Raw genomic sequence first — 12,706 nt, forward strand, 5'->3', positions numbered from 1 at the left:
GATCGGCCAAGCCTGATCAAAGGAATAGACATCCATGCCTGGGGCACTGGCCGCGTCGAGATAGTGCCGAAGAAGACTTTGCTCTTCGGGTCGGAGATCTTCGATCGGGGGCGCGCTCACGGTCAACCATGACCTGTCGTGCATTGGGGGTGCGCTCAGCCGATCGTCCCGGCTTTTCGCGCTGCTTCAATTTGTTCTTCGGTCCTCCCGAGTGCCTCCAGAACTTCTCTTGTGTGTTCACCGAGTTTCGGCGCCCGCATCCGAACAGAAGGCCGTGAGGTTTCGAAGTCGGCAAAGAAGCCGGACGTACGCATCTGGCCGAATTCCGGGTCTTCGGTGTCGATGAAGCACCCGGAATAGACAGCTTGCGGGTCTTCCATGAACTCTTCTACTGTGTTCACCGGCGCCAGGGGGATGCCATGTTCATCGGCCAGTGCGATGAGTTCCGCTTTCATCATCCTGGACGCTGGTTCTTCGAGCTCTTTCCAGAAGTCGGCATAGTTGACGATACGCGCCCAAGGCGAGTTGTAGCGCTTGTCCTCGATCAGGTCTTCGCGCCCGAAGATCTTGCAGAGCGCCTGAAACTGGTGGTCAAGCTGCACGTGCCCCATCACGCTTCCATCCTTCACGCGCAGCGGATGATGGATCTTGATGTTAGGGATCTTGTGTACTTCCTTTGTCTGGAACATGTGATTGTTCAGCAGATCTGGCATCAGGAATGCGGCGTACGCCTTCATCAGGGAGGTGGAGACTTTCTGCCCGGCACCGCCGGAGCGCTCGCGATGAAGCAGAGCCGCAAGGATGGCGTTGCAGGTCATGATCGAGGCTACCTTGTCCGCGATGATGTGATGAATGGGCACGGGGTTATCCGGAGAGCCCATAACAGACATTGCGCCGCTCATCGCCTGAATGACGTGGTCGTAGGCGGGCTTGTCCTTGTAGGGGCCGTCAGTTCCAAAGCCTGACAGGCCAGCATAGATGAGGCCCGGATTGTCCTTGCGAAGGGTTTCGTAGCCGAGGCCAAGCCGCTCCATCGTTCCGGGCCGGAAGTTTTCCAGTACCACATCGGCGCCCGCAATCAGGTCGGCCGCGATGGATCGGCCTTCTTCTGATTTGAGGTCGACGCAGATGCTTTGCTTGTTACGATTAAAGAGGGAGAAATAGGCGGACATCCCGTCATATGACGGTTGGTTGGCCCGCATGGGGTCACCAGAAGTGGTCTCGATCTTGATCACTTCCGCACCGAGATCTCCCAGCAATTGCCCAGCGAACGGGCCGGACACCATGGTCGAAATCTCGATGACGCGAAGTCCGGCACACGGGCCGCTCTCGGCCTGCCGGCCGCTATCGTTGCGTTCGTTCATCATTGGTCTCCCTTTATCCGCCGTGAAGGCGTTCGTTTGTTGTCCGCAAAAGCTCGCTAGAAAAATGCAGCTTGCAGATTTATAGTACAAATGTACTACATTAAGTCTGGGGCGTGGTCTAGAGCTCAATCGGTAGCGAGGAAGATTTTACCATGACGCAACCAGCGCAGATTCGAGAATTTCTGCTTTAATAATTGGAAGATTTTCATTTCTCGCAACTGGGGGGCGTGCGCGGGACAGAGCCTGGCTTTATAGCTGACCAAGTGGAACAGCCTGTGCGGAAACAAATGTATTATTTGATTTGACGCTGACGATGGCAGTCTTTTCGCGCGAGGCGCCGGTGAGATTGAAGGAATAATGGGAAGTGGAGCGGTCTGCTGTTTTTGTCAGACTGGTTTTGGGACGAGCCAAAATTTTGGAATTTGAAGAGGTGTAGCGTTGGCCTATCCAGATGAAGCGATTGCCAGGCAGATTGGCGACCGGGTTGAAGCATTTGTCCGCGATGTGGTGGCGCCATATGAGCGCGATCCGCGACTCGAAAACCACGGCCCAAGCGAAGACCTGGTCAAGGAGCTCCGGGACAAAGCGCGCGCCGCGGGTGTGATGACGCCGCATCTTCTGGACGACGGCTCACATCTTTCCCAACGCGGCACGGCCTATGTGCTGCAGAAGACGGGCCTGTCACCGCTTGGCCCGGTAGCGTGCAATACAGGGGCGCCGGATGAAGGCAACATGTTCCTGCTGGGCAAGGCCGCGACGCCAGAGCAGCATGAGCGCTTCCTGAAGCCGCTTGTCTCAGGTGAGGCGCGCTCGGCATTTTTCATGACAGAACCTGTCGACGATAACGGGGCAGGCTCGGATCCGTCCATGATGAAGACCACTGCGAAGCAGGACGGTAATCACTGGGTCATCAATGGCAGCAAGACGTTCATCACCGGCGCCGAGGGCGCAAAGGTCGGGATCGTGATGGCGAAGTCGGACGAAGGGGCCTGCATGTTCCTCGTCGACCTGCCGAATGAGGCGATCCGGATTGAGCGTGTTCTCGACACGATCGACAGCTCCATGCCGGGCGGGCATTCCGAAGTCATCATCGACAATCTGCGCGTGCCGGCTTCCGACATGCTGGGCAATCCAGGCGAGGGCTTCCGTTATGCGCAGATCCGGCTTGCACCGGCGCGCTTGTCGCACTGCATGCGCTGGCATGGCGTGGCGACACGGGCGCAGGAAATCGCGACCGAATATGCGTGCAAGCGCCAGGCCTTCGGCAAGCTGCTGGTCGATCATGAAGGCGTCGGTTTCATGCTGGCAGAGAACAAGATCGACCTGCAGCAATCTGCGCTGATGATCGACTGGTGCGCGGATGCGCTGGACCGCGGCGAGGACGGAAACGTTGAAAGCTCGATGACAAAGGTCGCCGTTTCAGAAGCCCTGTTCCGGGTGGCTGATCGCTGCGTGCAGGTGATGGGTGGCATGGGTGTCAGCCAGGACACGATCGTTGAGCAGCTCTTCCGCGAAGTCCGCGCCTTCCGCATCTATGATGGGCCGACAGAAGTGCACAAATGGTCACTAGCGAAAAAGATCAAAAAGGCGGAACTTGCGAGACAGTCATCCGCCGACTGAATGGCGGCTGTGACCTGCCTGCCCGGATTTGTTCGAAACTATTTTGCAAGTTCTGCGGTCTTGGTATCCTGTAGAATAAGTTCGGCCGCGCGCCAGGCCATCGCCCATCCACCGACCTCATTCCCATAGACCGCATTCGCGGAGGGGAGGTTGATCGCAATAGAGATCGAGGACGATCTAACGCCCAAGGAAGGGCTCGTCATATATGCAGCACACCGGCGGGACCACACATTGGGTCCTGCCGGTCGCTGGCTCCTCGACACGCTGCCACGGCAGCTACGATTGCAATGCGTCGACTTCGTAATTTTTCGCCCAGGCGTTCAGCTCCCCGGGGAAGATGTCCTGCACCAGGAAGAAGCGATCCCAGAAGGGTGTCTCGCGCAGTTTTTCGCAGAAGAGCTGGTAGCTGTGATGGTCCTTCGATTCGATCATCCAGATGTCGCTGATCTTGGCCGTGTAGAACTCCACATCATACCAGTTCAGCCGAACGCGCCCCCTGAACTCGTCGAGGATAGGCTGAAACGTCTCGCGCGCATGTGACAGGCGCGTCTCGAACGAGAAACCCAGCCATTCCGGCGAGGTCTTGACCATGAAGAACGTGGTGAGTGCGGAGTCGAACTGGGCGGTCTGAGTATTCATGATGCATCCTTGCGTCGTTGATTGATGTCGCTAGGATATGAGCATCTGCTCAGTTATTATACTCGCATTGGCTTCGATGACAGCACAGACCGCCGATCAGCGTGCACGCCCTCGCAAACAGCCGAGACAGGCGCGTGCACGGCATACAGTAGACGCGATCGTGGAAGCGTCTGCTCGCATTTTGGAGGAGCAGGGACATGGCGGGTTCAATACCAACGCCGTCGCCGACCTGGCCGGGGTCAGTATCGGCACCTTGTACCAGTATTTCCCCGACAAGGATGCGCTGCTCGGCGCGCTGATCGCCCGTGAAACGGGCCGCCTTGTCGAAGACGCCGAAGCCGCTTGCCTGGTGGCTGGGGGGCACGAAGCGCTCGATGCCGTGATTCACGCTGCCGTGCGGCACCAGCTCCGACGCCCTCGACTGGCGCGGCTACTCGATTTCGAGGAAGCTCGCCTGCCCTTGGATGCCGGGACCCAACTCGTACGATCGATGTTCACGACCATCGTTGCTGAAATCCTTACTCGCCCGGACTTCCCCCAGCAGCCGGACATGGCGGCTGCCACGGGCGACGTCGCAGCGATCATGCGGGGGATGATCGATGCCGCCGGTGAGCGAGGTGAGCGCAACCAGGAAGCGCTTGCGGCGCGGGTTCGCCGAGCTGTACTCGGTTACCTCTCAATGTCCGCTTGAAGCTGCTTATAGCTTCCGTCCGGGCGAGCACCGGCTTCCAGCGTGCGACCTGCAAAGCATGCCACTCGCGGGCCATCTCCTCGAACGACCCTGCCGAATCATTCCTGCCAATCAGCTGACTGCGCTTTGCGCTTTGCGCTGTGCCTCGGGTCTCGACCATTTCTTAGGATATTCTTCGCCTCGTCGCGCTTCTCGCGAGCATTGGCCAACGACACCTCGGGGTATGCACCTAGCGTCAGTAAGCGCTCCTTGTCTTCGAAGCGGTATTTGTAGCGCCAGCTTTTGCGGCCGTTCGCAGACACAGCGGAATTATAAAGCTTTCCGCACAAATCTGGAGGTGATTGGAGGACCTCGAAAAGGCCGGTGGCGGAGAGAGAGGGATTCGAACCCTCGGAGCGCTTGCGCGCTCAACGGTTTTCGAGACCGTCCTATTCAACCACTCTAGCACCTCTCCGTAGGGGCGGGGAGATAGCGTGGGGCCGCGGTGCATGCAAGCCCCCGGATTCATGCAGGACAGGGTTTGACATGAGCGGGTCGATAGTGTTTATCCGCGCCTTCATGTCCGGCGCCGTGCGCGTGCGGACACTCAACTAATTCACCTTCCGGAAGGATGAGGCCATGTTCGCGGTCATCAAGACTGGTGGCAAACAATACAAGGTTGCTGAAGGCGACCAGATTGTTGTCGAGAAACTCGCTGCCGATGCTGGCGCTGACGTTACCTTCGACGTGCTGATGCTGGGCGACGGAAAGTCCGTCACGCTCGGTTCGCCTGTCGTTGATGGCGCAAGCGTCGTCGGTGAAATTGCCGCCCAGCAAAAGGGCGACAAGAAGCTGATCATGAAGAAGCGTCAGCGCAACACCTATCGCCGCAAGAAAGGCCATCGCCAGCTTGAGAGCGTTGTCACGATCACCTCGATCCTGACCGACGGCAAGAAAGCCCCGGCGAAGAAGGCCGCTGCGCCGAAGAAGGAAGAGGCCCCGAAGGCCGAAGCCAAGCCGGCTGAGAAGGCTGAAGCACCTGCCGCCAAGAAAGAGGCCGCTCCCAAGACGGAAGCTGCGCCCAAGGCAGAGGCAAAAGCTGCCAGGGCCAAGACCGATGAGCGCGGCCGCCTCGAAAAGGCAGACGGCAAGGCTGACGATCTGAAAAAGATCTCGGGCGTCGGCCCGGCCATGGAGAAGAAGCTTAACGCTGCGGGCATCTTCCACTTCTGGCAGGTCGCAGACCTCAACAAGACGCAGGCCCAGGAGCTTGACGACGAAGCCGGTCTCGGTGGCCGCATCGAGCGCGACGAATGGGTCAAGCAGGCCAAGCAACTGGCAAAAGACGCCTGAAGTCTGTTATAGGCTTCATCAAGATCAAGGAGCGCCCTCATGGCACACAAGAAATCAGGCGGTTCGTCACGTAACGGTCGCGATTCAAACCCGAAATACCTTGGCGTGAAGAAGTTCGGCGGCCAGCACGTGGTCCCGGGCAATATCATCATCCGCCAGCGCGGCACCAAGACCTATGCAGGCAAGAATGTCGGCATGGGCAAGGACCACACGCTCTTCGCGCTTGAAGAAGGCCGCGTCGAGTTCAAGCGGTCGCGCGGTGATCGCCAGTATGTGTCGGTCGTGCCAGTAGCGGACGCTGCCGAATAAGGCTGCTGCAACAGCGGCCGCGTGCCGCTGGCCTTGAGCAGACCTTGAAAAGGTTCGAAGGGGAGACAGGGCGCCTGTCTCCCCTTTTTCTATGCGCATATTGTGCTGGCGGTAAGGAATGATGAGTGATGGAGGAGATCAGGACCGAGCGTCTGCGCCTGCGTCCGCCGCTTGTGAGCGACGCGCCCGCCATCACGGCCTGCGTCAATGACCCGCGCATCTATGAGAAGGTCGCGCGGATCGCACCCGGTCAGACGGTCAAGGTCACGACCAGGTGGCTGGAAGCCGTGGCGCGGGGAAGGGCGCGGGACCTCCATCATGTTTTCGCGATCGAGAAAGAGGGCGACTTTGCCGGTATTATCGGGGCCCACCGCTCGGATGAGGGGGCGCCTTTCGAGATCGGTTACTGGCTCGCGCCGCCTTTCTGGGGGCAGGGCCTTGCGACCGAAGCTGGCCATGCCCTGGTCTCATGGCTCGAGGAGAGCTGCGGGGCAAAGCAGTTCACCTCCGGCTATTTCGCGGACAATCCGGCTTCAGGCCGGGTGCTTGAAAAACTCGGCTTCAGGAAAAGCCACAATGCCCCTCTCTTCTGTCTCGGCCGGGGCCGCGACGTCGATCATGTCTTCATGGTACGCGGGCCAAAGACGCGCTAAGGACGAACAATGAAATTTCTCGACCAGACCAAGATCTATGTGAAGGCCGGCGATGGCGGACGTGGCAGTTCCTCCTTCCGGCGCGAAGCCTATGTGGAGTTCGGTGGCCCCGACGGCGGCGATGGCGGACGCGGCGGCCATGTCTATGCCGAAGCGGTCGAGGGGCTGAACACGCTGATCGACTATCGTTACCAGCAGCATCACAAGGCTGAACGTGGCGGCCATGGCATGGGCAAGCAGCGTCACGGCCGGGGCGGTGAGGACAAGATCGTCAAACTACCCGTTGGCACGCAGATTTTCGAGGAAGACCAGGAAACGCTGATCGCGGACCTCACAGAGGTCGGCCAGCGCGTGCTTCTGGCGCGCGGCGGCAATGGCGGCTGGGGCAATCTGCATTTCAAGACATCGACCAACCGCGCGCCGCGCCGCGCCAATCCGGGCGAGGAGGGCGAGGAGCGCACGGTCTGGCTGCGCCTCAAGCTGATTGCGGATGCCGGTCTTCTGGGCCTACCCAATGCCGGCAAGTCCACCTTCATGCGTGCGGCCACGGCGGCGAAGCCAAAGGTGGCAGACTATCCCTTTACCACGCTCCATCCGGGCCTTGGCGTGGTGGATCTTGGCCCCGGCACGCGCTTTGTGCTGGCCGACATTCCGGGTCTGATTGAGGGTGCGGCAGAAGGCGCCGGTCTCGGCCACCGCTTCCTGGGTCATGTGGAGCGCTGCAAGGTCCTGCTCCACCTCATCGACTGTACGCAGGACGATGTCGCAGGCGCCTGGCGGACCATCCGCAAGGAGCTGGAGGACTATCAGCCTGAAATGGCCCACAAGCCGGAAATCGTCGCGCTGACCAAAGTGGACGCGCTGACAGAGGAAATGGTCGACGAGCAGGCGGCCGAGCTGGAAGCCGCTTGCGGACGCAAGCCCATGCGGCTGTCTTCTGTGGCACGGACCGGCGTGCGTGAGGCGCTTATGGCGATTGCCCGTCATCTTGGTGATCTTCACGAGGCCGAGATCGAGGAAGCAGGCGAGGACGAAGAGGACTGGCGCCCCTGATGGCCTCGCCGCTTGGACCCGCCCGCCGGATTGTCATCAAGACCGGATCGGCCCTCATCGCGTCAAAGGGCACGCCGCGTCAGGCCTGGCTGGACGCGCTGGCGGGCGACATCGCCGCCTTGCGGGCCGCCGGCAAGGAGGTTGTCTGGGTCTCCTCCGGTGCGGTCGCACTGGGTCGGCCCCATCTGGGCAAGGGCAGCCAGAAGAAGCTTGAAGAAAAGCAGGCTGCCGCCGCGCTCGGCCAGCCGCTTCTCATGTCGGCCATTGCCAGCGCCTTTGCGCCCCATGGTATCAAGGCCGCGCAGGCCCTCCTGACGCTTGAAGACACTGAGCGCCGCCGCCGCTGGCTGAATGCGCGCGCGACCCTCGACACGCTTCTGGCCGCGGGCGCCGTGCCGGTCATCAACGAGAACGACACGGTCGCCACCGAGGAAATCCGCTATGGCGACAATGACCGGCTGGCCGCCCGCGTCGCGCAGATGCTGAGTGCCGACGTGCTGGTGCTTCTGTCTGACATTGATGGGCTCTACACCGCCGACCCGCGCAAGGACGCGGCGGCTTCGCACATCGCTGAAGTGCTGGAGCTGACCGAGGAACATGAGGCGATGGCTGGCTCAGCCAATGCTGAGACGGGCGTGGGCTCAGGCGGCATGGCGACCAAGCTGGCCGCGGCAAAGATTGCGTTCGGGGCCGGGTGCGCCACGGCGATCACGCTGGGCGAACGCCCCCGCCCCCTCCATGCCCTGGAGAGCGGTGAACGGGCAACCTGGATTATCCCGCCGATCTCGCCGGACACCGCGCGCAAGGCCTGGCTCAAGGGTCATCTGACGCCTGAGGGCGCCATCCGTGTCGATGCCGGGGCGATGTGCGCTCTTCTCAAAGGTTCAAGCCTGCTGGCCGTGGGGGTGACAGGGGTAGAGGGGCGTTTCGAGAAAGGCGCCGCTGTTGCAATAAAGGGCCCGGGCGGCGAGCTGGTCGCAAAGGGGGTGACCGCCTATGACGCGGCCGATGTCCAGCGACTGGCCGGCGCGCATAGTGACGAAATCGAGGCACGGCTTGGCTATCGTGGTCGTCCTGCCATCATTCATCGCGATGATCTTGTTCTGGATAGCTGAAACCGCCTGGCTTCTTGACGAAGCGGGGTCAGGCTGACCACTGTCAGCGCTGATCGTTTTTGACGGGGAGGGGACGCCCATAACACCGAAGCGTATAGGACTGTGGCTCGGGCCGCTGCTGGCTCTGCTCATGGCAGGGATCGGTGTGCCCGAAGGTCTCGACTGGGCAGCCTGGGGTACGGCCTGCCTTCTGGCCTGGATGGCCGTCTGGTGGGCGACAGAGGCGATTCCCATTCCGGCGACGTCGCTTCTGCCGCTGGTTGTGCTGCCACTGATAGATGCCGGCACGCCCCGCGCGGTGGGCGGCGACTATATGCACCATATCGTCGTTCTGCTGCTCGGTGGCTTCGTCATCGCCATGGGGATCGAGCGGTGGGACCTGCACAAGCGTATCGCCCTCAACGTGGTCTCCCATGTCGGAACGGCGCCGCGCATGCTGGTTCTCGGCTTCATGATCGCCACAGCGCTCCTGTCCATGTGGATTTCCAATACGGCGACGACGCTGATGATGGTGCCGATTGCCATCTCGGCGGCGGCTGCCATCGGGGGCGAGCAACACCGCGCCTTCTCGGTCGCCCTGCTGCTGGGGGTCTGCTACGCCGCCTCCATTGGCGGGGTGGCGACACCCATCGGCACACCGACCAATCTCATTGCCATCAACTGGCTGCAGGCCGAAGCGGGCGCGACCATTGGGTTCCCGCAATGGATGGCCTTCGGTATTCCAGCAGCGGCGCTCCTGGTGCCCACGGCCTGGTGGGTCGTCACACGGGACCTTCCCGCGGGCGCATCGGGGGCTGCCGCCCATGACGAGATTGAGGAACAGCGCCGCGCGCTTGGCAGAATCACAACGCCTGAAGCGCGCGCCGCTGCCGTGTTCGGCCTGATCGCCTTTCTCTGGGTGATGCGTCTTCTCATCGTGGGCGCGCTGGACTCGGCAGGCTGGGACACTCTTGCCAGTTATAGCGGCGCCCAGGTCGACATGATGATTGCCATCTTCGGTGCGATCCTCATGTTTCTCGTCCCCGCCAGTCGCGATGAGGGCCGCGCCCTTCTCAACTGGGAAGAGGCCGAGCGTCTGCCCTGGGGCGTGCTTATCCTGTTTGGCGGCGGCATCGCCCTCGGTAATGCTGTGACCCGCACGGGCCTCTCGGAATGGATCGGCAGCCAGCTCGCCATTCTGTCTGTGCTGCCCGCCTTTGTCTTTATCGTCGCGGTGGTCGCCCTGGTCCTCTTCCTGACAGAATTGACCTCGAACGTCGCAACCATGACCACGCTCGCACCCATTCTGGGCGCCCTCGCCATCGGGGTGGGGACGGCGCCTGAAAGCCTGCTGGCGCCTGCGGCCGTAGCCGCCTCCTGCGCTTTCATGCTGCCTGTCGCAACCGCGCCCAATGCGATCATCTATGCCAGCGGCGAGGTTTCGATTGCAGAGATGATGAAGCGCGGCCTGCGCGTGAATCTGATCGGGATCGTGATCATCAGCGCCATCGGCTACTGGCTGGCGCCGCTTTTCCTTTAAGGGCGTGCCGGCCTAGTCGTCTTCATCGCTTTCGCCAAAACCATCGGCGATCATGGCGCAGACCGAATCGACAGAGGCGGCCGCTTCGGGGCCGCTGGCGCGCACATCCACCTCGCTACCCTGATGGGCGGCCAGCATGAGAAGGTCCATGATGGAGTGGGCGTTCGCCGTCTCACCATTGCGAATGATGAAGATCTGCTCGGGCAGGGTCACGGCGAGGCGTGCAAGCTTGGCAGAGGCGCGCGCATGAAGGCCCTTGCGGTTGACGATGCGCACACGGCGCTCGACCACGCTTTCGCCATCCGCGCTCATGCGGTCTTGTCCATGACTTCAGAGGCGATCCGGATATAGGCTTGCCCGGCATCTCGCGCAGCCTTTGCCGCATCGGCCAGTTTTTCGGTTTCCCGCACCTCTATGAGCTTGATCAGCATCGGCAGATTGACCCCGGCGATCACATCGATCTTGGCATCGGGCATGACGGAAATGGCAAGATTGGAGGGCGTGCCGCCAAACATGTCGGTGACGATGATGACACCCTTGCCGGTATTGCATGCCGCGACGGTCTCGCGGATCTGCTCCCGGCGCGCATCGATATCGTCTTCGGCTTCGATGGAGATGGAACGGAAATAGTCCTGCTCGCCGACGACATGTTCTGTCGCCCTGACAAGCTCCCGGGCCAGCTTCCCGTGGCTCACAACCACAATCCCAATCATCAGAATTTCTAGTCCGTATTCCCTCGTAAACAGGATGCTGACAGCTTCGCCGGTCAGGTCAAGTCAGATAAGATCTAGACCGCGCTAGCTGGCTGGCAATTCAACGACGAAACGTGCCCCGCCAGCGTCCCGGTTCTCCGCCCAGACCCGTCCCATATGGGTTGCGGCAATCTGCGCGACGATGGAAAGGCCAAGACCCGAATTTCGCCCGAAGGCAGAGCCCTTAGGGCGGTCGGTATAGAAACGGTCGAAAATCTTCTCCAGCTTGTCCTCCGGGATGCCGGGGCCGTCATCCTCGATCAGGATGCGTGCAGTGGTCTGGGGCCCGATACGGCCCTGTTCGATCCGAACCGCGACTGTGCCCTCAGGCGGCGAGAAGGAGAGGGCGTTGTCGACCAGATTGCGGATCACCTGGCCTAGTGGGCCTTCCCGTCCGCGCACACGCAGGTCTGCCCCCATTGTGGCATCCTCAAACGTCACGGTCGGCCCGTTCCCGTCCAGCTTGAGATGCTCATAGGTGGAGACGATTTCCTGCACGAAGCGGGCGATATTCATCGTCTCGGTCGGCACGCGGGTGATTTCGGCCTCCAGGCGAGACGCGTTGGAGATGTCAGTGATCAGCCGGTCGAGCCGGCCGACATCGTGGGCGATCACCTTGTGAAGCTTCGCCATCGCTTCGGGATTGTCCTTCACCCGTTCGGCCGTCTCCACGGCAGAGCGGATGGAGGTCAGCGGGTTCTTGATCTCATGGGCGACATCGGCGGCAAAGCGTTCATTCGAAGTGATGCGTTCAAACAGCGCCTCGGTCATCGCTTCCATGGAGGTCGCAAGCGCGCCGATCTCGTCGCGGCGGCGGGTAATCCGCGGCAGGTCGAGCTTCTGCGTTGAGCCGGAGCGCACATCGTCGGCGGCAGCCGAGAGCCGGCGCAGCGGGCGGGCGATCCCGATTGTCAGAAGGCCTGACGTGATCAGGGCGACAAGGACGGCCACGCCGATAAAAGGAATGAGGGCCGCGCGTTCGGCGCGGATGATCTCGTCGATATCATTGGATTCCAGCGTCAGGACGCCGACCACGGCAGAAACGTGCTGGACGGGCACGGAGACCGAGATGATGCGCTGGCCGCGATCGTTGAAACGCTGGCTCGCCGCCTCGGCGCCGGCGGCTGCGACCGCGAACTCGTCCTCGAAGGTCTGCGTGCGTACCGCGTCGCCGCCGCGGTCGGGCACAATGGCGCCAAAGGTCGAGACCGCCCATTCCGACAGCGCCCGGCCCCAACGTGACAGCTGGCTCGGCTCCTGCAGCGTGGGCAGGGAGGAGACGACGACCCGGTCGGAGAGGAAATAGCTGTCGCCGACCAGTTCGCCATCCGGCTGATAGACCTTGCCGCGAATGGAAATCGGCAGAGAAAGATCGGCCAGCGTCGCGCGGGCCAGATTTTCGTCCAGGACAGGCTGTGGCTGGCCGAAGGTCGCTCCTTCGGCCAGCAAATTCGAGAAGACCTGTGCCTGTCCGACCAGATCCTGCTTCTTGGCAACGACAAAGCTCGCCCGCATCTCATTGAGCACCATGGCGCCCAGGATGAGAATGGCGAGGCCGGCAAGGTTCGAGGCGAAGATCAGCCGCGCAATGCGCGAGGAGAGAAGGTTCGCGCCTCGCCGCTGCTTGGATCGCCTTGTGGGCTCTCTGTCTGCCATCTT

At 61.5% G+C, this 12,706-nt stretch carries 15 protein-coding genes and 1 tRNA gene; 8 read left to right on the forward strand and 8 right to left on the reverse strand.

What is annotated here, in order from left to right; translation table 11 throughout:
- Nucleotides 1–155: 155 nt before the first annotated feature.
- Nucleotides 156–1,454 (reverse strand): CoA transferase, encoded by a 1,299-nt coding sequence (locus ABNU55_RS00995; RefSeq protein WP_290759198.1) that lies wholly within the window; start codon nucleotides 1,452–1,454, stop codon nucleotides 156–158.
- A gap of 348 nt (nucleotides 1,455–1,802) precedes the next feature.
- Between ABNU55_RS00995 and ABNU55_RS01000 the strand changes: the two genes are divergently transcribed.
- On the forward strand, nucleotides 1,803–2,984 hold the full coding sequence (locus ABNU55_RS01000) for an acyl-CoA dehydrogenase family protein (RefSeq protein WP_290759201.1): 1,182 nt from the start codon (nucleotides 1,803–1,805) through the stop codon (nucleotides 2,982–2,984).
- A 38-nt stretch (nucleotides 2,985–3,022) separates the two neighbouring features.
- Here ABNU55_RS01000 and ABNU55_RS01005 read toward each other — a convergent pair whose 3' ends face one another.
- Together ABNU55_RS01005 and ABNU55_RS01010 are read right to left on the reverse strand one after the other, a co-directional pair.
- Complete coding sequence (locus tag ABNU55_RS01005; RefSeq protein WP_290759203.1) at nucleotides 3,023–3,172, reverse strand: hypothetical protein; 150 nt, start codon at nucleotides 3,170–3,172, stop codon at nucleotides 3,023–3,025.
- 88 nt (nucleotides 3,173–3,260) lie between these two features.
- Nucleotides 3,261–3,623 carry a darcynin family protein gene (locus tag ABNU55_RS01010; protein WP_348764187.1) on the reverse strand — a complete coding sequence of 121 codons (363 nt, stop codon included), beginning with the start codon at nucleotides 3,621–3,623 and terminating at the stop codon, nucleotides 3,261–3,263.
- Between the two features lie 160 nt (nucleotides 3,624–3,783).
- Between ABNU55_RS01010 and ABNU55_RS01015 the strand changes: the two genes are divergently transcribed.
- Nucleotides 3,784–4,314 carry a helix-turn-helix domain-containing protein gene (locus ABNU55_RS01015; RefSeq protein ID WP_348764188.1) on the forward strand — a complete coding sequence of 177 codons (531 nt, stop codon included), beginning with the start codon at nucleotides 3,784–3,786 and terminating at the stop codon, nucleotides 4,312–4,314.
- Nucleotides 4,315–4,412: 98 nt separating this feature from the next.
- On the opposite strand, the gene ABNU55_RS01020 is transcribed toward ABNU55_RS01015, so the two are convergent.
- Together ABNU55_RS01020 and ABNU55_RS01025 are read right to left on the reverse strand one after the other, a co-directional pair.
- The gene (locus ABNU55_RS01020; protein ID WP_348764189.1) at nucleotides 4,413–4,616 is read right to left on the reverse strand and encodes an Arm DNA-binding domain-containing protein; all 204 of its coding nucleotides are present in this window, start codon (nucleotides 4,614–4,616) and stop codon (nucleotides 4,413–4,415) included.
- Nucleotides 4,617–4,678: 62 nt separating this feature from the next.
- Nucleotides 4,679–4,768 (reverse strand) — tRNA-Ser (locus ABNU55_RS01025).
- A 164-nt stretch (nucleotides 4,769–4,932) separates the two neighbouring features.
- Here ABNU55_RS01025 and ABNU55_RS01030 point away from each other — a divergent pair.
- The 6 genes from ABNU55_RS01030 (at nucleotide 4,933) to ABNU55_RS01055 (ending at nucleotide 10,295) form a co-directional block, all read left to right on the forward strand.
- Nucleotides 4,933–5,646, forward strand: a complete 714-nt coding sequence (locus ABNU55_RS01030) for a 50S ribosomal protein L21 (RefSeq protein WP_348764190.1) — start codon at nucleotides 4,933–4,935, stop codon at nucleotides 5,644–5,646.
- 39 nt (nucleotides 5,647–5,685) lie between these two features.
- Nucleotides 5,686–5,955, forward strand: a complete 270-nt coding sequence (gene rpmA / locus ABNU55_RS01035; RefSeq protein WP_290759214.1) for a 50S ribosomal protein L27 — start codon at nucleotides 5,686–5,688, stop codon at nucleotides 5,953–5,955.
- 128 nt (nucleotides 5,956–6,083) lie between these two features.
- Entirely contained in the window at nucleotides 6,084–6,608 is a 525-nt protein-coding gene (locus tag ABNU55_RS01040; protein ID WP_290759217.1) for a GNAT family N-acetyltransferase, read from the forward strand.
- Between the two features lie 9 nt (nucleotides 6,609–6,617).
- On the forward strand, nucleotides 6,618–7,661 hold the full coding sequence (obgE, locus tag ABNU55_RS01045; RefSeq protein WP_290759220.1) for a GTPase ObgE: 1,044 nt from the start codon (nucleotides 6,618–6,620) through the stop codon (nucleotides 7,659–7,661).
- Nucleotides 7,661–8,776, forward strand: a complete 1,116-nt coding sequence (gene proB / locus ABNU55_RS01050) for a glutamate 5-kinase (protein WP_348764191.1) — start codon at nucleotides 7,661–7,663, stop codon at nucleotides 8,774–8,776. Before obgE ends, proB begins: the two co-directional genes overlap by 1 nt.
- 130 nt (nucleotides 8,777–8,906) lie before the next feature.
- Entirely contained in the window at nucleotides 8,907–10,295 is a 1,389-nt protein-coding gene (locus tag ABNU55_RS01055; RefSeq protein WP_348764192.1) for an SLC13 family permease, read from the forward strand.
- A 12-nt stretch (nucleotides 10,296–10,307) separates the two neighbouring features.
- Here ABNU55_RS01055 and ABNU55_RS01060 read toward each other — a convergent pair whose 3' ends face one another.
- From ABNU55_RS01060 to ABNU55_RS01070, 3 genes are all read right to left on the reverse strand, one after another.
- On the reverse strand, nucleotides 10,308–10,607 hold the full coding sequence (locus ABNU55_RS01060) for an HPr family phosphocarrier protein (RefSeq protein ID WP_290754509.1): 300 nt from the start codon (nucleotides 10,605–10,607) through the stop codon (nucleotides 10,308–10,310).
- Entirely contained in the window at nucleotides 10,604–11,008 is a 405-nt protein-coding gene (locus ABNU55_RS01065) for a PTS sugar transporter subunit IIA (RefSeq protein ID WP_290754510.1), read from the reverse strand. The genes ABNU55_RS01060 and ABNU55_RS01065 overlap by 4 nt, the downstream gene beginning before the upstream one ends.
- An 84-nt stretch (nucleotides 11,009–11,092) precedes the next feature.
- Complete coding sequence (locus ABNU55_RS01070; protein WP_290754511.1) at nucleotides 11,093–12,703, reverse strand: stimulus-sensing domain-containing protein; 1,611 nt, start codon at nucleotides 12,701–12,703, stop codon at nucleotides 11,093–11,095.
- Nucleotides 12,704–12,706: the final 3 nt, after the last annotated feature.

The organism is uncultured Henriciella sp. (assembly GCF_964005855.1).
Lineage (GTDB): Bacteria > Pseudomonadota > Alphaproteobacteria > Caulobacterales > Hyphomonadaceae > Henriciella.